The organism is Streptomyces sp. WM4235 (assembly GCF_001279725.1).
In the GTDB taxonomy this organism is placed as follows: Bacteria; Actinomycetota; Actinomycetes; order Streptomycetales; family Streptomycetaceae; genus Streptomyces.
Window position 1 is genome coordinate 94,942 of sequence record NZ_LGDE01000458.1, and the last position, 16,717, is coordinate 111,658.

The 16,717-nt window shown below is 69.9% G+C and carries 16 protein-coding genes; 6 read left to right on the top strand and 10 right to left on the bottom strand.

Annotation, left to right across the window (positions count from 1 at the left end; translation table 11 throughout):
* The first annotated feature begins 215 nt into the window (after positions 1-215).
* From ADK55_RS32515 to ADK55_RS32535, 5 genes are all read left to right on the top strand, one after another.
* Positions 216-1,223, top strand: coding sequence for an ABC transporter ATP-binding protein (locus ADK55_RS32515; RefSeq protein ID WP_053684044.1), 1,008 nt, complete (start codon positions 216-218; stop codon positions 1,221-1,223).
* Entirely contained in the window at positions 1,213-2,100 is an 888-nt protein-coding gene (locus tag ADK55_RS32520) for an ABC transporter permease subunit (protein WP_053684046.1), read from the top strand. Before ADK55_RS32515 ends, ADK55_RS32520 begins: the two co-directional genes overlap by 11 nt.
* A complete protein-coding gene (locus tag ADK55_RS32525; protein WP_053684048.1) occupies positions 2,097-3,008 on the top strand; it encodes an ABC transporter ATP-binding protein in 912 nt (303 codons plus the stop codon). Before ADK55_RS32520 ends, ADK55_RS32525 begins: the two co-directional genes overlap by 4 nt.
* Before the next feature lie 14 nt (positions 3,009-3,022).
* Entirely contained in the window at positions 3,023-3,742 is a 720-nt protein-coding gene (locus ADK55_RS32530) for an ABC transporter permease (protein ID WP_053684050.1), read from the top strand.
* 84 nt (positions 3,743-3,826) lie between these two features.
* Entirely contained in the window at positions 3,827-4,474 is a 648-nt protein-coding gene (locus tag ADK55_RS32535; protein ID WP_053684052.1) for a rhomboid-like protein, read from the top strand.
* A gap of 186 nt (positions 4,475-4,660) precedes the next feature.
* Here ADK55_RS32535 and ADK55_RS32540 read toward each other — a convergent pair whose 3' ends face one another.
* The 9 genes from ADK55_RS32540 to ADK55_RS32580 all read right to left on the bottom strand — a co-directional run bounded on the left by ADK55_RS32540 (position 4,661) and on the right by ADK55_RS32580 (position 14,436).
* Positions 4,661-5,473 carry an HAD family hydrolase gene (locus tag ADK55_RS32540; protein WP_053684054.1) on the bottom strand — a complete coding sequence of 271 codons (813 nt, stop codon included), beginning with the start codon at positions 5,471-5,473 and terminating at the stop codon, positions 4,661-4,663.
* Positions 5,470-6,747 (bottom strand): serine--tRNA ligase, encoded by a 1,278-nt coding sequence (serS, locus tag ADK55_RS32545; protein WP_053684056.1) that lies wholly within the window; start codon positions 6,745-6,747, stop codon positions 5,470-5,472. Before serS ends, ADK55_RS32540 begins: the two co-directional genes overlap by 4 nt.
* A 525-nt stretch (positions 6,748-7,272) precedes the next feature.
* Positions 7,273-8,208, bottom strand: coding sequence for a prephenate dehydratase (gene pheA / locus ADK55_RS32550; protein WP_053684059.1), 936 nt, complete (start codon positions 8,206-8,208; stop codon positions 7,273-7,275).
* Positions 8,209-8,250: 42 nt separating this feature from the next.
* The gene (gene efeB, locus ADK55_RS32555; protein WP_371591596.1) at positions 8,251-9,546 is read right to left on the bottom strand and encodes an iron uptake transporter deferrochelatase/peroxidase subunit; all 1,296 of its coding nucleotides are present in this window, start codon (positions 9,544-9,546) and stop codon (positions 8,251-8,253) included.
* On the bottom strand, positions 9,543-11,573 hold the full coding sequence (locus ADK55_RS32560; RefSeq protein WP_053684063.1) for a copper resistance protein CopC: 2,031 nt from the start codon (positions 11,571-11,573) through the stop codon (positions 9,543-9,545). Before ADK55_RS32560 ends, efeB begins: the two co-directional genes overlap by 4 nt.
* Before the next feature lie 22 nt (positions 11,574-11,595).
* A complete protein-coding gene (locus ADK55_RS32565) occupies positions 11,596-12,081 on the bottom strand; it encodes a copper chaperone PCu(A)C (protein ID WP_053684064.1) in 486 nt (161 codons plus the stop codon).
* Positions 12,078-12,731, bottom strand: a complete 654-nt coding sequence (locus tag ADK55_RS32570) for an SCO family protein (RefSeq protein WP_053684066.1) — start codon at positions 12,729-12,731, stop codon at positions 12,078-12,080. Before ADK55_RS32570 ends, ADK55_RS32565 begins: the two co-directional genes overlap by 4 nt.
* 69 nt (positions 12,732-12,800) lie before the next feature.
* Positions 12,801-13,514 carry a YcnI family protein gene (locus ADK55_RS32575; RefSeq protein WP_053684068.1) on the bottom strand — a complete coding sequence of 238 codons (714 nt, stop codon included), beginning with the start codon at positions 13,512-13,514 and terminating at the stop codon, positions 12,801-12,803.
* 112 nt (positions 13,515-13,626) lie between these two features.
* On the bottom strand, positions 13,627-14,436 hold the full coding sequence (locus ADK55_RS32580) for a hypothetical protein (RefSeq protein ID WP_053684070.1): 810 nt from the start codon (positions 14,434-14,436) through the stop codon (positions 13,627-13,629).
* A gap of 221 nt (positions 14,437-14,657) precedes the next feature.
* On the opposite strand from ADK55_RS32580, the gene ADK55_RS32585 reads away from it, so the two are divergent.
* Positions 14,658-15,140, top strand: coding sequence for an ATP-binding protein (locus ADK55_RS32585; RefSeq protein ID WP_053684073.1), 483 nt, complete (start codon positions 14,658-14,660; stop codon positions 15,138-15,140).
* 93 nt (positions 15,141-15,233) lie between these two features.
* Here the strand turns inward: ADK55_RS32585 and ADK55_RS32590 are convergent, their stop codons facing one another.
* Positions 15,234-16,700 (bottom strand): aminopeptidase P family protein, encoded by a 1,467-nt coding sequence (locus ADK55_RS32590; RefSeq protein ID WP_053684074.1) that lies wholly within the window; start codon positions 16,698-16,700, stop codon positions 15,234-15,236.
* Between the last annotated feature and the right edge of the window lie 17 nt (positions 16,701-16,717).

The following is a 16,717-nucleotide window of genomic DNA, read 5'->3' on the forward strand; positions in this document are numbered from 1 at the left end:
TCCGTCCGTTGTCCGTGTAGCCGTACGCGCCCGTAACTTGACACTGATGAATGTGACAATGACCGGCGATCACGTCAAGGCCCGTGCACGGACCTGTGGACAAACTTGTCCGGGCCACATCAGCCTTTGGGCGGGTCCTGTAGTCCTCAAGGCGGAGACGGGATCCGGCTCCTGGTCTGACGATCCGCGCGGCCCGCGCCACTAACGTCGAGCCTGTGACTGTCATCGCGACCGAAAGCCTGAGCAAGCGGTACCCCCGAGTGACCGCCCTCGACCGGCTCTCCCTGGACATCGGGCCCGGCGTTACCGGGCTCGTGGGTGCCAACGGAGCCGGCAAGTCCACGCTGATCAAGATTCTGCTGGGACTGTCCCCCGCCACCGAGGGCCGTGCCGCCGTGCTCGGGCTCGACGTCTCCACGCATGGCAGCGCCATCCGTGAGCGCGTCGGCTACATGCCCGAGCACGACTGCCTGCCGCCCGACGTCTCGGCCACCGAGTTCGTCGTACACATGGCGCGCATGTCCGGGCTGCCCCCGACCGCCGCCCGTGAACGGACCGCCGACACCCTGCGCCACGTGGGCCTGTACGAGGAGCGCTACCGTCCCATCGGCGGCTACTCGACGGGCATGAAGCAGCGGGTCAAGCTGGCCCAGGCGCTCGTCCACGACCCCCAGTTGGTGCTGCTCGACGAGCCCACCAACGGCCTCGACCCGGTCGGTCGCGACGAGATGCTCGGACTGATCCGCCGCATCCACACCGACTTCGGGATCTCGGTCCTGGTCACCTCCCACCTCCTCGGAGAGCTGGAGCGGACCTGCGACCACGTCGTGGTCGTCGACGGCGGCAAGCTCCTGCGTTCCAGTTCCACCAGCGACTTCATGCAGAGCACCACGACCCTGGCGGTCGAGGTCACCGACTCCGACACCCACCCGGACGGCACCGCCGCGCTGCGCAAGGCGCTCACCGCGGCGGGCATCATCCTGCAGGTGGGCGAGGAGCAGGGCCTGCCCGGCGCCGGCCACGTCCTCCTCGTCGAGGCGACGGGCGAGGAGACGTACGACACGGTCCGCGACACCGTCGCAGACCTGGGTATCGGTCTGGTCCGCATGGAGCAGCGCCGCCACCACATCGCGGAGGTCTTCCGCGACAACGACCCGTCCGCGCCGCCCGCCCCGCAGGTGCGGCCCACCCAGCAGAAGGGAGCCGGTTCCGATGGCGCCTGACACCTCGACCCAGATCCACAACATCGGCTACCGGTCCTACGACGGCCCCCGGCTCGGCCGTGCCTACGCGCGCAAGTCGCTGTTCTCGCAGTCGCTGCGCGGCGCGTACGGCCTCGGTCGCTCGGCCAAGTCCAAAGTGCTGCCGATGCTCCTCTTCGCGGTGATGTGCGTTCCCGCGCTGATCATCGTCGCGGTGGCCATCGCGGTGCCCGGCTCGACCGAGCTGCCGATCAAGTACACGACGTACGCCCTGACCACCCAGGTGATCATCGGCCTGTACCTCGCCTCCCAGGCCCCGCAGTCGGTCTCCCGGGACCTGCGCTTCAAGACGGTGCCGCTGTACTTCTCGCGGCCCATCGAGCGCGTGGACTACGTCGTGGCCAAGTTCGCGGCCATGGCCTCGGCCCTGTTCATCCTCACCGCCACCCCGCTGCTGATCATGTACGTCGGCTCGCTGCTCGCGAAGTTCGACTTCGGGGACCAGACCGAGGGCTTCGGGCAGGGCCTAGCCTCCGTACTGCTCCTGTCGCTGCTCTTCGCCGGCCTCGGCCTGGTCATGGCCGCACTGACCCCGCGTCGCGGGTTCGGCGTCGCCGCCATCATCGCCGTGCTGGTGATCCCGTACGGAGCGGTGACCGCCGTACAGGGCATCGCGTACAACACCGGCTCCACCGGCGCCATCGACTGGCTGGGCCTGTTCTCCCCGATCACCCTGATCGACGGCATCCAGACAGCCTTCCTCAACGGGACCTCCGCCTTCCCCGGCGGCGAAGGCCCCACGGCCGGCATCGGCTTCGTCTACCTGCTCGTCGCCCTCGGGCTCATCGCCGGCTCCTACGCCGCCCTGATGGCCCGCTACCGGAAGGCCGGGCTGTGACCATCATCGACATCGACCACACCTCCCGCTGGTTCGGGAACGTCGTCGCCGTCAACGACGTGACCATGCGCATCGGCCCGGGTGTCACCGGCCTCCTCGGTCCCAACGGTGCGGGCAAGTCCACGCTCATCAACATGATGGGCGGCTTCCTGGCCCCCTCCACCGGCACGGTCACTCTCGACGGGACGCCGATCTGGCGCAACGAGCAGGTCTACAAGCAGATCGGTGTCGTGCCCGAGCGCGAGGCCATGTACGACTTCCTCACCGGCCGCGAGTTCGTCGTCGCCAACGCCGAACTCCACGGACTCGACGACGCGGCCGCCCAGCGGGCCCTGGCCACCGTCGAGATGGAGTACGCCCAGGACCGCAAGATCGCCACGTACTCCAAGGGCATGCGCCAGCGCGTCAAGATGGCCTCCGCCCTCGTCCACGAGCCGTCGGTGCTGCTCCTCGACGAGCCGTTCAACGGCATGGACCCGCGCCAGCGCATGCAGCTCATGGATCTGCTGAGGCGCATGGGCGACGAGGGCCGTACCGTGCTCTTCTCCTCCCACATCCTGGAGGAGGTCGAGCAGCTCGCCTCCCACATCGAGGTGGTCGTGGCCGGCCGGCACGCGGCCTCCGGTGACTTCCGCAAGATCCGTCGCCTGATGACGGACCGTCCGCACCGCTACCTGATCCGTTCCTCCGACGACCGGGTCCTTGCCGCGGCCCTGATCGCCGACCCGTCCACCGCCGGTATCGAGGTCGACCTGAAGGAAGGCGTCCTGCGCGTCCAGGCCGTCGACTTCGGTCGCTTCACCGAGCTGCTGCCGCGGGTCGCCCGCGAGCACGGCATCCGGCTGCTGACGGTCTCGCCCTCCGACGAGTCCCTCGAGTCGGTCTTCTCCTACCTCGTCGCGGCCTGAAGGAGCTGGCAACCATGTACAACCCCACTGTCGCCCGGCTCACCTACCGGGCCCTGCTCGGCCGCCGCCGCGCGCTGATCCTCTTCGCGCTGCCCGCCCTGCTGATCGTCCTCAGCATCGCCGTCCGCGCCTTCACCGGCCTGGACGACAAGGTCGCCGCCGATCTGCTCGGCGGATTCGCCCTCGCGACGATGGTCCCGCTGATCGGCGTCATCGCCGGCACCGGCGCCATCGGCCCCGAGATCGACGACGGCTCGATCGTCTACCTGCTCTCCAAGCCGGTGAAACGACCGACGATCATCATGACCAAGCTGATCGTCGCCATCGCGGTCACGATGGTGTTCTCCGCGATCCCCACCCTGATCGCGGGCTTCATCCTCAACGGCAACGGTCAGCAGATCGCCGTCGCCTACACCGTGGCCGCCCTCGTCGCCTCGATCGCCTACAGCGCGCTGTTCCTGCTGCTGGGCACCGTCAGCCGGCACGCCGTCGTCTTCGGTCTGGTCTACGCCCTGATCTGGGAGTCCCTCTTCGGCAGCCTGGTCTCCGGGGCGAAGACGCTGAGCGTCCAGCAGTGGTCCCTGGCCCTGGCCGAGAAGGTCGCCGGCGAGGGGTACGTCGACGCCACCGTGGGTCTGCCCACCGCCTCGGTACTGCTCGTCGTGGTCACCGTCGGGGCCACCGTCTACGCGGGCCAGAAGCTGCGTCGCCTCACCCTCGCGGGCGACGAGTAGAACCGGCGGAACCGCCGTCGCACACCGTGCCCCGCCCGGCCCACCGGCCGGGCGGGGCACAGCTTCGCGGGTCATCATCGGTGCATGATGCCGCACGCCGAGCCCGAGCCCTCCAGGCCGCTGTGGTCCTGGATACGCTCCTCGCCCGGTACGCACATCTGGCTTTTGATCATCGCTGTCACCAGTGTGGTCGTGGTGATCGCTCCCGATCATCTGGACCACGTCCTGCTGCACCGCAACAGCAGCAACATTCACGAGCTCACCCGGCACCCCATTCGCGCCCTGCTCTCCAGCGCGTTCTGGATCGAGAACCCGGCCTCGCTCGCTCTGTACGCGGCGCTCTTCGAGCTCTTCCAGGCTCCCGTCGAACGCTGGCTCGGCACCCTGCGCTGGCTCGTGATCATCGCGACCGCCCACATCACCGCCACCCTGGTCAGCCAGAAGCTGGTGCTGATGGCCATCCAGGACCACCGGGCCCCGCGCAGCATGGTCCACGTCGTCGACATCGGCGTCAGCTACGGACTCGCCGCGGCCGCCGGAGTCCTGACCTACCGGCTGCCCGGCCCGTGGAGATGGCTCTACCTCGCGGGAGTCGTGGCCTTCTTCGGCATCCCCCTCATCAGCGGCGGAACCTTCACCGACCTCGGACACGCCATCGCGCTGGCGGTCGGCCTGCTGGCCTGGCCGCTGACCCGGCATCCACAACCCACCCGTGTTTCACGTGAAACATGACCCTGTGAGGGAGCCGGGGGCAGCGGAAAATGACTGGTAAGGGGCGTGCGGCCGGGGCAGAGTGAGCCGTGCGGGGAGCAACAAGAAGGTCCGGGACAGCCACTTCGAGCGCGCCTCGCGGCGCGGGCTGCTCCCGGACCTTTCTCGTCTTCGCGGTCTTCGGACCCGCTTCTTCGGACCCTGCGGTCAGGCCGCGCCCAGCAGACGTTCCAGCACCACCGCGATGCCGTCCTCCTGGTTGGAGGTCGTCACCTCGTCGGCCACGGCCTTGAGCTCCGGGTGGGCATTGGCCATCGCCACACCGTGCGCCGACCAACCGAACATCGGGATGTCGTTGGGCATGTCGCCGAAGGCGATCGTCTCCGCCGCCTTCACTCCCAGTCGACGCGCGGCCAGCGACAGGCCGGTCGCCTTGCTCAGACCCAGGGGCAGGATTTCCACCACGCCCGGACCCGCCATCACGATGTCCACCAGGCTGCCCACGATCGCCCGGGCCGCCGTGACCAGCTCGTCGTCGCCGAGCCCCGGGTGCTGGATGTACAGCTTGTTCAGCGGCGCGGTCCAGATGGCCGCGGTGTCCTCCAGGTAGATGGCCGGCAGCCCTTCCTGGACCTGGTAGCCGGGCCCGAACAGGACCTCGCCGTCCACCCCGTCCCGGCTGGCGGCGACCGCCAGCGGACCGACCTCGGCTTCCATCTTCGACAGCGCCAGACCGGCCAGTTGGCGGTCCAGCGTCACCGAGGTCAGAAGGCGGTGCGCCCCCGCGTCGTACAGCTGGGCGCCCTGCCCGCACACGGCGATCCCCTTGTAACCGAGATCGTCGAGCACGTGGCGGGTCCAGGGCACGGCCCGGCCGGTGACGATGATGTGGGCCGCGCCCGCGGCGGTGGCCGCGAGGAGGGCTTCACGGGTGCGCTCCGAGACGGTGTCGTCGTCACGCAGCAGCGTGCCGTCGAGGTCCGTCGCGACGAGCTTGTAGGGGAAAGGGGCCGGGCTCACTTGGCGATCGGCTCCAGGACCTCGCGACCACCCAGGTACGGACGGAGCACCGGGGGGACCCGCACGGAACCATCGGCCTGCTGGTGGTTCTCCAGGATGGCGACGATCGTGCGCGGGACGGCGCACAGGGTGCCGTTCAGCGTGGAGAGCGGCTGGGTCTTCTTGCCGTCGCGGTAGCGGATCGACAGGCGACGCGCCTGGAAGCCGTCACAGTTCGAGGCGGAGGTCAGCTCGCGGTACTTGCCCTGGGTCGGGATCCAGGCCTCGCAGTCGAACTTGCGCGAGGCGGAGGAGCCCAGGTCGCCGGTGGCGACGTCGATCACCTGGAAGGGCAGCTCCAGGCTGGTCAGCCACTGCTTCTCCCACTCCAGGAGCCGCTGGTGCTCGGCCTCGGCCTCCTCCGGCGCGACGTACGAGAACATCTCGACCTTGTCGAACTGGTGTACGCGGAAGATGCCGCGGGTGTCCTTGCCGTACGTGCCGGCCTCGCGGCGGAAGCACGGCGAGAAGCCGGCGTACCGCAGGGGCAGCTTGTCGGCCTCGATGATCTCGTCCATGTGGTACGCGGCGAGCGGTACTTCGGAGGTGCCGACGAGGTAGTAGTCGTCCTTCTCCAGGTGGTACACGTTCTCCGCGGCCTGGCCGAGGAATCCCGTGCCCTCCATGGCGCGCGGACGCACCAGCGCGGGGGTCAGCATCGGGATGAAGCCGGCCTCGGTGGCCTGCGCGATCGACGCGTTGACCAGGGCCAGCTCCAGGAGGGCGCCGACGCCGGTGAGGTAGTAGAAGCGCGAACCCGACACCTTGGCGCCACGTTCGACGTCGATGGCACCCAGCGACTCGCCGAGCTCCAGGTGGTCCTTGGCCTCGAAGCCCTCGGCGGCGAAGTCGCGGATCACGCCGTGCGTCTCGAGGACGATGAAGTCCTCCTCGCCGCCGACGGGGACGTCGGTGTGGACGATGTTCCCGAGCTGGAGGAGGAGGCGCTTGGCAGCCTCGTCCGCCTCGTTCTGCTCGGCCTCGGCCGCCTTGACGTCCTGCTTGAGTTGTTCGGCCTTGGTGAGGAGCTCCGCCCGCTCCTCCGGAGAGGCCTTGGGAATGAGCTTGCCGAGCGACTTCTGTTCGTTGCGCAATTCGTCGAAGCGCATGCCGGAGGACCTGCGGCGCTCGTCGGCGGAGAGCAGTGCGTCGACGAGGCCGACGTCCTCTCCACGAGCGCGCTGCGAGGCGCGGACACGGTCAGGGTCTTCACGGAGCAGCCGGAGGTCAATCACCCCTCCAGGCTACCGGGCTGGGGTTCCCGGCATCACACCGATATCACGCTGCGTGTCGCTATGTCCCAATTGCCGCGAATGTAGAACTGTGGGTCGCCGGCCTGATGCGATCGTTCTCGGGAGGTTGATAAAAGCGGCCGATTCCCTGAAAAGGGGCAAACGTCGGTCCGTGGGCGCCTTCTGGAACGTCCTGCGGGAAGTTCTTTGTCCACAGGAATTCCTGCCGGAACCGTCTTATCCACAGGCTGTGCGCCGCATCTGTGGAAACGCGAACAGTTCATTGGCGACCGTCAGTCGAGCGGGGCGAATCAGGGTTCAAACCACCCTCACACACTCATTCGGGTGGGAATGACTCGCCCCAACGAGTTGATCTGCGATGCGCGGGTGACGCCGTTCACCTTCCGCTCTCCAGCACGAAACCCAGGCCACCCGACCGATTTGTCGACCTTGTCATGCTGCTCTGTCGACTTGTCCCCAGGTCACCATCTCGTCCTGTGGATAACTCTGTGGACAGTGGACGAAGCCCTACGCCCGGCCGTCGAGGCAGCGCGTCAGCCAGTCGGAGGCCGCCGTGAAGTCACCGTCGGAGGTACCGGGGCGCGAGGCGCGTACGTCACCCAGAGCGACACCCGCCCGCGGATACGAACCGAGGAACCGAACCTGCGGACACGTCCGCTTCAGCCCCATCAGCGCCTCGCTCACCCGACGGTCGGAGATGTGGCCCTCGGCGTCGACGGCGAAGCAGTAGTTGCCGATGCCCGCACCCGTCGGCCGGGATTGGATCAACATCAGGTTGACGCCGCGCACGGCGAACTCCTGGAGCAGTTCCAACAGCGCACCGGGGTGGTCGTCGCCGAGCCACAGCACCACGGAGGTCTTGTCGGCTCCGGTCGGCGCGGCCGGCCGCGCGGGCCGACCGACGAGCACGAACCGGGTCTCGGCGTTCTCCGCGTCGTGGATCTCGGTGACCAGAGCCTTCAGCCCGTACGTGGCGGCGGCGAACTCGCCCGCGAAGGCGGCGTCGAACCGACCCTCCTGCACCAGCCGGGCGCCGTCGGCGTTGGACGCGGCCGACTCCCACACCGCGTCGGGCAGGTTCGCCCGCAGCCAATTGCGGACCTGCGGCTGGGCCACCGGGTGCCCGGTGACCGTCTTGACGTCCGACAGCTTGGTACCGGGCCGTACGAGGAGCGCGAACGCGATGGGCAGCAGCACCTCGCGGTAGATCATCAGCGGCTCGCCCGACGCCAGCTCGTCGAGGGTGGCGGTGACCCCGCCCTCCACCGAGTTCTCGATCGGAACCAGCGCGGCGGCGGCTTCACCGTTGCGGACGGCGTCGAGAGCGGCCGGCACGGACACCATCGGGACGAGCTCCCGGGTGGCGGCTTCCGGCAGGGTGCGAAGGGCTGCTTCGGTGAAAGTGCCCTCGGGACCGAGATAGGTGAAACGAGTGGCCGACATGTGATCAGCCTAATGCCGGAGGCCATGACGCCGACGGGCTGTTCACCCTTCGAGCAGCCGCTGTCCGACGTACTCTCCGGCACGTGGCCCGGGCGGGACCGCGTACAGCCCACTGGACTCGTGCCGGATGAACTCGGACAGGGCGTCACCGCGGTCGAGCTTGCGCTGGACGGGTACGAAACCGCGCAGCGGATCGGCCTGCCAGCAGATGAAGAGGAGCCCGGCGTCGGGGGTGCCGTCGGCGGCGATCCCGTCGTGGAAGGAGAACGGACGACGCAGCATGGCCGCGCCCCCGTTCTGCTCGGGAGCCGAGATCCGTGCGTGGGCATTGGACGGGATCACCGGCTTGCCGTCACCGCCGAACTTGTTCAGGTCCATCTCGGTGGTCTCGCCGCCGCCGGTGAGGGGCGCCCCGTTGGCCTTCGTACGACCGATGACCTGCTCCTGCTTGGCCGTGGGCTGCTTGTCCCAGTCGTCGAGGAGCATGCGGATCCGGCGGACGACGGCGTACGAGCCCCCGGCCATCCAGGAGTGCTCCGCAGGGCCGGGTCCGCCGGCGGGCACGAAGATCCGCTTGTCGAAGTCGGGCTCCGAGGGCTTCGGGTTGCCGGTGCCGTCGACCTGGCCCATCAGATTGCGGGCGGTCATCGGGGAGACCGTCGCGCCGGGAGACCGGTTGAAGCCGTTCATCTGCCAACGCACCCGGGCGGCCTCACCCGCGTCCTTGTGCAGGGCGCGCAGCGCGTGGAAGGCCACGAGCCCGTCGTTCGCGCCGATCTGGACCCACAGGTCGCCGTTGCTCCGCTGGGGGTCGAGCCGGTCCGCGGAGAAGTTCGGCAGCGGGTCCAGGGCCGTGGGGCGGCGGGCGGCCAGGCCGGTGCGTTCGAAGAAGGAGTGGCCGAAGCCGAAGGTGACCGTGAGGGACGAGGGCCCCGCGTCGAGGGCGATCCCGCTGTCGGCGTTCGGCGCGGTCTCTCCCGCCATCAGCCGCCGGGCCGTTTCGGACCAGCGGCGCATCAGTGCGGCCGCCTCCGTGCGCCCGGCGCCGGGGGCCAGGTCGAAGGCCAGTACGTGGCCCTTGGCCTGGAGCGGCGTGACGATGCCGGCCTGGTGGTCCCCCTGGAAGGCGACCTCCGTGGCGCCGAGGGAGGTGAGGGCCCCGGCGGCGCCGGGAGCGCCGCCGGCAGGGGAGTCGGACAGTGCCGAGTGCGTGAGGGCGCCACCGACGCCGCCGAGCGCGAGCCCGGCGGCGCCCGCGGCGCCGACCGTGCCCAGCAGTCGGCGCCGGGAGATCTCGATGTCGGGGTGGTTGTCGCTGCTCTCGGTCACGCTGGTCAGCCGATCTTCACGTTCTTCTGGACGGTCGTCTGGTCGATGTCGGAGGTACGGACGGTCACGTCGATGCGCCACTCGCCCGCGAGGGGCAGCTGGACTCCGGACGACGACCAGTGTCCGGGAGCGGCCCGGTCCGGGGCGAGCGGCAGCGGGCCGATGTCCTTGGCCGGGAGGGTGAAGGCGACCTTGATCTCGGGGAGGTCAAGGGGCTGCCCGTCCGGGCTCTCGGCCCAGAGGTGGAGGGTGTTGGCACCCACCCGGCCGGGGTCCAGCTCCAGCCGCACGGTGCCCTTGCCGTTCTGGCCGCCGGTGTCGAAGGGCAGAGTGATCTTCACGGCCCGATTGGGGACGGCGGTCGACGCGCCGTTGCGGCCGGTCTCCTGCTGCACGGCGCGGCCCGGTTCGGTGTTCGTCAGGACGGTGGTGACGGCCAGCAGGGCCACGGCCACACACGCCTCGGCGAGAACGGTGCGGCGCAATCCGGCGCGGCCCGGGTCGGAGTCCCGGACCTGCTTCTCGCGCGCGTTCTCGCGGGCGGCGCGCTGCCGGGCGAGCTGGGCGGCGCGCTTGGGGTCGGAGGGAACGGTTTCACGCGATGCCGCAGGGACCGTCTCTCGCGCTGTTTCACGTGAAACATCGGCCGATGTTTCACGTGAAACAGCGACCTTTTCCCCGGCCGCCCTGTTCGACACTCGACTTTCGGCGAGCCGGGCGGTCCAGCCCCGCGAGACGTAGGCGATGCCGACGAGGACGGTCACGAGGCCGACCTTGATCAGCAGTAGCCGTCCGTAGCTTGTGTCGGTCAGGGCGGACCAGCTTCCGAGCTGGCGCCAGGACTGGTAGACGCCGGTGATCGTGACCACCAGGACGCTGATGAAGGCGACCTTGGAGAAGCGTCGGACGGCCTCCCGCTCGATGTCGGGGACCTTGTGGAGGGCGACCAGCAGGGCGGTGAGTCCACCGAGCCAGGTGGCGACGGCGAGGAGGTGCAGGATGTCCGCCGGCATCGCGATGCCCGGCTGGATGCCCGTGGAGGCGTGCTCGGCCAGCGCCCAGGTCGCGGCGATACCGGCGGCCAGGACGGAACCGCCGATGCCGAGTCCGAAGGCGAGATCGGCGGTGTCCTTGCGGTCCTGTGCCCCGGCGTCTTCCGCCTCGGCCTCTTCCCCGGACGGGGCCGGGGTGTTCGCCGTCCCGGCTGCCTGTTGCCGGCGCGCGTAGGCACCGAACAGCACGGCGATGAAGAGCGCGGCCGCGCCGAGGAGAAGCAGCCTGGAAACGAGGGAGGCGCCGGTCTTGGTCTCCAGCACGGCCTTGAGGCCGTCGAGGTCGAAGACGTCGGCGAACCTGCCCGAGCCGGTGTACGGGTTGCGCAGCGCGAGCATCGCCAGCGTGGCGGCGGTCAACGTGACCCAGCCGCGCAGCACGAGCTTCTGCAGGGGACGTTCGACCGACCCCCGCCGCCAGCACAGCAGGATGAACGCGGCGCCGCCGACGAGCACGATGAAGCCCGCGTAGGCGGCGTACCGGGCCAGCCCGTAGGCGACGCCCACGGGGCCGCCGCCGGCCTGCTGGGCGGGAAGGGCGACCTGGGTGGCCGACGGGGCGCCGATGGAGAAGGTGAAGGCACCCGAGATGGGGTGGCTGTCCGCCGAGACGGCCTGCCAGGCCACGGTGTACGTGCCGTTGGGCAGGCCGGAGTGCAGGGCGGTGCCGTAGCGGATGGTGGATCCACTGCACATGTCGCGCAGTTCACCGGTGTCCACGCGCTTGCCCTGCGGGTCCATCACGCGGATGGAGTCGTCGCCCATGGCGACCTGCTCCGAGAAGGAGAGGGTGACCTGGGCGGGCGCCGTGGCGACCACCGCCCCGTCCTTGGGGTCGCTCGCGGTGAGTGCGGCGTGCGCCGTGGCCGGAGAGGCCGCGGCGAACAGGGTTGCCAGCAGGGCTGCGAGGACCAGCGCGCATCGCGGCAGGAGAGCCGGGATGTGCGCGCGGACCGGGGCGGGGGCGGGGGCGGTGGCCGTCATGGCGTGTCGGTTCCTCGGTCCGTCAGTGGGCGTTGGAGTTCTGCGCGTTGTACGTGCGTTCCTTCACGTCCAGCTCGACCTTGACGGGGTCGGCCTTCTCGAAGCGCAGCTCGACGGTGACCTTGTCGCCGACCTTCGGCTTGTTCTTGAGACCCATGAACATGACGTGGTTGCCGCCGCGCTCCAGGTTCAGTTCGCCGTTCGCGGGCACGTCCATGGACGCGACCTGCTGCATCTTCTGGTTCTTGGTCTCGTGGATCTGGAGATCGTCCGAGAGCGGGCTGGTGACTCCGGTGAGCTTGTCCGCGGTCTTCGAGTCGTTCTTGATGACCATGAACGCGCCGGCCATCGCGTCGTTGACCGGCTCGGGCATGAAGGCCCCGCTGACGGTCATCGTCGGCTTGCCACCGTCGGCCTTGGTGTCGGAGTCCGAGGAACAGCCCGATATGGCGAGCGCTGCCGTCAGGGAGAGCGCGGCGGCGAGGGTACGGGTGGTGCGGGCGTTCACGGGGTGTCTCCCTTGGCGAGCTTCGGCAGGTCCTTGGCGTAGTCATCGACGGTGGTGCCCTCGCCGTAGAGGACGTAGCCCTCGTCGGTCTTGGGCGAGAACGCGATGACCTGGGCGCCGTGCATGGAGACGACCGTGCCGTCGGCCCCCTTCTTGGGGGCCTCGATACCGATGCCGAGGCTTCGTGCGCCGGCCTGGATGGTGGCGAAGTCCCCGGTCAGTCCGATGAAGGACGGGTCCAGTGCCTTGAGCCACGCGCCGAGGGAGTCGGGGGTGTCCCGTTCGGGGTCGGTGGTGACGAAGACGACCTGGAGCTTGTCCTGTTCCGCCTTGGTGAGCGCCTTGCGGGCGACGGCGATGTTGCTCATCGTCAGCGGGCACACGTCGGGGCAGTGGGTGTAGCCGAAGTAGATGAGCGTCGGGCGGCCCTTGGTCTGCTCTCGCAGGTTCCACGGCTTGCCGGTGGTGTCCGTGAGGACCAGGTCCGGCTTGTCGAAGGGGCGGTCGAGGACCGTCGCGGCCCCGGCCTTGGCCTGGCCGCTGATCTGCTTGACCGAGTCGCCGGTCTTGGCGGTTTCACCGCCGCAGGCGGTGAGGGTGAGGGTGGCCGCCGCGAGGAGCGCGGCGACCGTCACACGTGTGGTGCGCATGAAAGAGGTGTCCCTGGGATCGGGGATGGTGCGGATGGTCTGAATGACAGGGCCTGGGGGCCCGTCGGGTCAGGAGGCGCGACGACGCGAGGCGATTCCGAAGGCGACGCCGCCGAGCCCGATCACGATGCCCGCGATGCCGAGGGCGCGCGCGGTCGTGTCCGAGCCGCTCTTGGCGGCCTCGTCGTGGGCCTTGTCGTCGCTCTTGGCCTCGCCGGCCTTGGCGTCCCCCGCGGCGTGGTGGTCGTCACCGGCCTTGGCGGCGACCAGCTTCAGGACGGGCGCCGGGTTCTGCGGTTCCGCCGCGCCTTCCTTGGCCTCCTCGATCCAGCGGACGACCTCGTTGTTGTCGTACGTCTGGATCGCCTTGAGGACCATCTGGTCCGCGTTCTCCGGCAGCTTGCCGACGGACACCGGGAACTGCTGGAACTTGCCGGCCTCGATCTTGCCGCCGCTCCAGGTCACCTTGGTGACGGCCTCGTTGATCTGCTTGCCGTGCACGGTGAGCGGCTTGTCGAGCTTGGACTTCTCGACCTTCACGGTCCAGCCGGGGACGTCCTGCGGCATGACGGAGGTCAACGGCTGGTCGATCGGGAAGTTGACCTCCAGCTGGGTCGTCGACGCGTTGTCACGCTCGTTGGGGACCTTGAAGTTGATGACGGCGTAGCCACCCTTGGTGGCCTCGCCGGGCTGTACGCCGACGTGGGCGAAGGCGGTGCCGGACAGGACGAGGACGCTACCGGCGGCGAGGGCGGCGGCGAAGGAGACGCGAGAGGCCTTCATGGCAGAAACACTCCACGGGAAACGGTGTGACGGTGGCTCCGCGTACGGGCGCGCGCGGAGTTCGCGGCACCGGTGCTCCCGCCGTGTGTTCCGGGGAGGTGGGGATGCCGCGTCAGGCTGCGAGGGCGAGGCCGCCGGGCGGGCCGCGCCTGATCACCGTGTGCTGGAGGGCCTCCCGCCCGTTCGCCGCGACCGGCGCGACCGCGGTCCGACGGGCCCGGGGAGTACGGGAGGACGTCCCGAGGAGCCCGTGGCCGAGGACGCGTACGAGGGCCAGCGCGGCGCGCAGCGGACGTACGGGGTCGGCTTCGGCGGAGAGCCGCGACAGCTCGACGAGCCGGAACAGCGCGGCGTCGCCGCGCCCGAGGAGCCAGCCGGCGGCGAGCGCGGCCAGCAGGTGGCCGAGCAGCATGGCGGGGCTGAACAGTCCGGTCGCCGGTACGGCGGCGGCCTGGGCCGCGTGCGCGTGGGCCATGTGACCCTGCGCGGCGGCCTGCTCGGCCATCGCGGCCGGGTCCAGTCCGGCGCTCACCAGGATCTGCCGGGCGTCGGCCGGGTTGATCGGAACGGAGTTGCCGCCGCAGACCAGCCGGGCGGCGAGTGCCGCGAGCGAGGAGTCGGACGGGGCGGGCTCCGCTGCCGAGGCGGCGCTGTGCTGGCCGAGGCCGAAGACCGCGTGGAGTCCCAACTGGCCGACGGTGAGCGCGGCGGCGATGCCGGGCAGCGAGCGCCGGCGGCCGGCGAGCGGCGCCGCGACCACGAGGACCGCGAGGAAGCCGATGCCGAGTGCCCACCAGGGAACGGTGGCGCAGGACGCCAGGGCGTGCCCGACCGCGGACAGCACGACGCAGACCGCGGCGAACACCGCGGCCCGGATCGTCCGGAGGCCTGCTCCGGCCTGCGTCGTGTGGGGGGCAGTCATGGCCGGGTCATCATCGCACTGCCCCCCGGCGGCTCATACGGCAGGTCCGGAAGGTCCCATGCGTCCCCCCGAGGGAGCGGTGTGCGGGTCTCGGAGGGCGCGTGGCGGTGGTGGGTGTCGCCGGCCGTACACCGCCGCTCGGGAGTGCCACATCGGCCGAATGAGCGCTCTGTCCGCTCTCGGGGGCTTACGGCCGACCTCGGGCGGCAATAGGTAACCGTATGAGCATCTGGTGGTCTCTCCACTTGAGGCGCGAAGCCGCGAGCGTGCCGCTCGCCAGGCGGTTGCTGCTGGGGACGATGGAGACCGCGGGGGTGGATCCTGACATTTCCTTCGACCTGTCGGTGGCGCTGAGCGAGGCGTGTGCGAACGCGGTCGAGCACGGTGGCCCGGCGTCGGCCGCCTGCTCCGGCGGCGGACCGGTCCCGGAGGAGTGGGCGGCGTACCGGGTCACGGCCTACCTGGACGGGGACCGTTGCCGCATCGAGGTGACGGACTCGGGCCCGGGTTTCCCGCCGAAGACGGTCGAGGGTCAGGGATCCCCGCGGGTCGAGGCCTCGGAGAAGGAGCACGGCCGCGGCCTGTGGCTCATCACGGAACTCGCCGACCACGTCCGCTTCGGCAACGGGCCGGGACGGGGCGCGGTGGTCAGCTTCGACAAGATCCTCAAGTGGCGTGACGGCGCCCTGTTGACGGCGTCGTAGGCGCGGGAGCCGGACGGTACGGCCGGGCATCCGTCCCCGGACACACCGGTGGGCGGGACCCGTGAGGGTCCCGCCCACCGACGTCAGGCGATGTCAGCCCTTGAGGCGCGCCATCCAGGCCTCGACCTCGACCGAGGTGCGGGGCAGCCCGGCGGAGAGGTTCCGGTTGCCGTCCTCGGTGACGATGATGTCGTCCTCGATCCGGACGCCGATGCCGCGGTACTCCTCGGGCACGGTCAGGTCGTCGGCCTGGAAGTACAGACCGGGCTCGACCGTGAGGCACATGCCGGGCTCCAGCGTGCCGTCCACGTACGCCTCGGTGCGCGCGGCCGCGCAGTCGTGGACGTCCATGCCGAGCATGTGGCCGGTGCCGTGCAGGGTCCAGCGGCGCTGGAGCCCCAGCTCCAGGACGCGTTCGACGGGGCCTTCCAGCAGGCCCCACTCGACGAGCTTCTCGGCGAGCACGTGCTGCGAGGCGTCGTGGAAGTCGCGGAACTTCGCGCCCGGCTTGACGGCGGCGATGCCGGCTTCCTGGGACTCGTAGACCGCGTCGTAGATCTTGCGCTGGATGTCGGTGTACGTGCCGTTGATCGGCAGGGTGCGCGTCACGTCGGCGGTGTAGAGGGAGTGCGTCTCCACGCCGGCGTCGAGCAGCAGCAGGTCGCCGGAGCGGACGTCGCCGTCGTTGCGGACCCAGTGCAGGGTGCAGGCGTGCGGGCCGGCGGCGCAGATGGAGCCGTAGCCGACGTCGTTGCCCTCGACGCGGGCACGGAGGAAGAAGGTGCCCTCGATGTAGCGCTCGGACGTGGCCTCGGCCTTGTCGAGCACCTTCACGACGTCCTCGAAGCCGCGGACGGTGGAGTCGACGGCCTTCTGCAGCTCGCCGATCTCGAAGTCGTCCTTCACCGCGCGGGCCTCGGAGAGGTAGACGCGCAGCTGCTCGTCGCGCTCCTTGGTGACCTTGTCGGTCAGGGCGGTCTCGATGACGGAGTCGTGGCCGCGGACGTTGCGGACCGGGCCCTCCGCCTCGGCGAGGGCCTCGGCGAGTTCGCGGACGTCCTTGGCGGGGATGCCCAGCAGCTGCTCGGCCTCGGCGAGGGAGTGGCGGCGGCCGACCCACAGCTCGCCCTGGCCGGACAGCCAGAACTCGCCGTTCTCACGGTTGGAGCGGGGCAGGAGGTAGACGGTCGCGGTGTGGCCGGTCTCGCCCGTGGGCTCCAGGACGAGAACGCCGTTCTCGGTCTGGTCACCGGTGAGGTACGCGTACTCGGTCGAGGCACGGAAGGGGTACTCGGTGTCGTTCGACCGGGTCTTGAGCCGGCCGGCGGGGACGACCAGACGCTCGCCGGGGAAGCGCGCGGACAGCGCGGCGCGACGGTCGGCGGTGTGCGTGGCCTGGGCGATCGGCTCCAGTCCACGCAGCTCCGTGTCGGCCCAGCCGGTGCGCATGCTTTCCGCGAGTTCCTCGCTGACGCCCGGGTACAGCCCGTTCTTGCGCTGCTTGTGCTTCTTCTTGGGCTGCTCTTCTTCCGGGGTCTCCGGGGTGAGCTCGTCAGCCACGTCATCTCCTCAGCTAC

What these genes read in the sequence shown, in the direction of transcription:
- ADK55_RS32520 (WP_053684046.1), top strand. Translation starts at nt 1,213, where the DNA reads ATGGCGCCTGACACCTCGACCCAGATCCACAACATCGGCTACCGGTCC.
- ADK55_RS32530 (WP_053684050.1), top strand. Translation starts at nt 3,023, where the DNA reads ATGTACAACCCCACTGTCGCCCGGCTCACCTACCGGGCCCTGCTCGGC.
- ADK55_RS32535 (WP_053684052.1), top strand. Translation starts at nt 3,827, where the DNA reads ATGATGCCGCACGCCGAGCCCGAGCCCTCCAGGCCGCTGTGGTCCTGG.
- pheA (WP_053684059.1), bottom strand. Translation starts at nt 8,208, where the DNA reads ATGTCGGCCACTCGTTTCACCTATCTCGGTCCCGAGGGCACTTTCACC.
- ADK55_RS32560 (WP_053684063.1), bottom strand. Translation starts at nt 11,573, where the DNA reads ATGACGGCCACCGCCCCCGCCCCCGCCCCGGTCCGCGCGCACATCCCG.
- ADK55_RS32570 (WP_053684066.1), bottom strand. Translation starts at nt 12,731, where the DNA reads ATGCGCACCACACGTGTGACGGTCGCCGCGCTCCTCGCGGCGGCCACC.
- ADK55_RS32575 (WP_053684068.1), bottom strand. Translation starts at nt 13,514, where the DNA reads ATGAAGGCCTCTCGCGTCTCCTTCGCCGCCGCCCTCGCCGCCGGTAGC.
- ADK55_RS32580 (WP_053684070.1), bottom strand. Translation starts at nt 14,436, where the DNA reads ATGACTGCCCCCCACACGACGCAGGCCGGAGCAGGCCTCCGGACGATC.
- ADK55_RS32585 (WP_053684073.1), top strand. Translation starts at nt 14,658, where the DNA reads ATGAGCATCTGGTGGTCTCTCCACTTGAGGCGCGAAGCCGCGAGCGTG.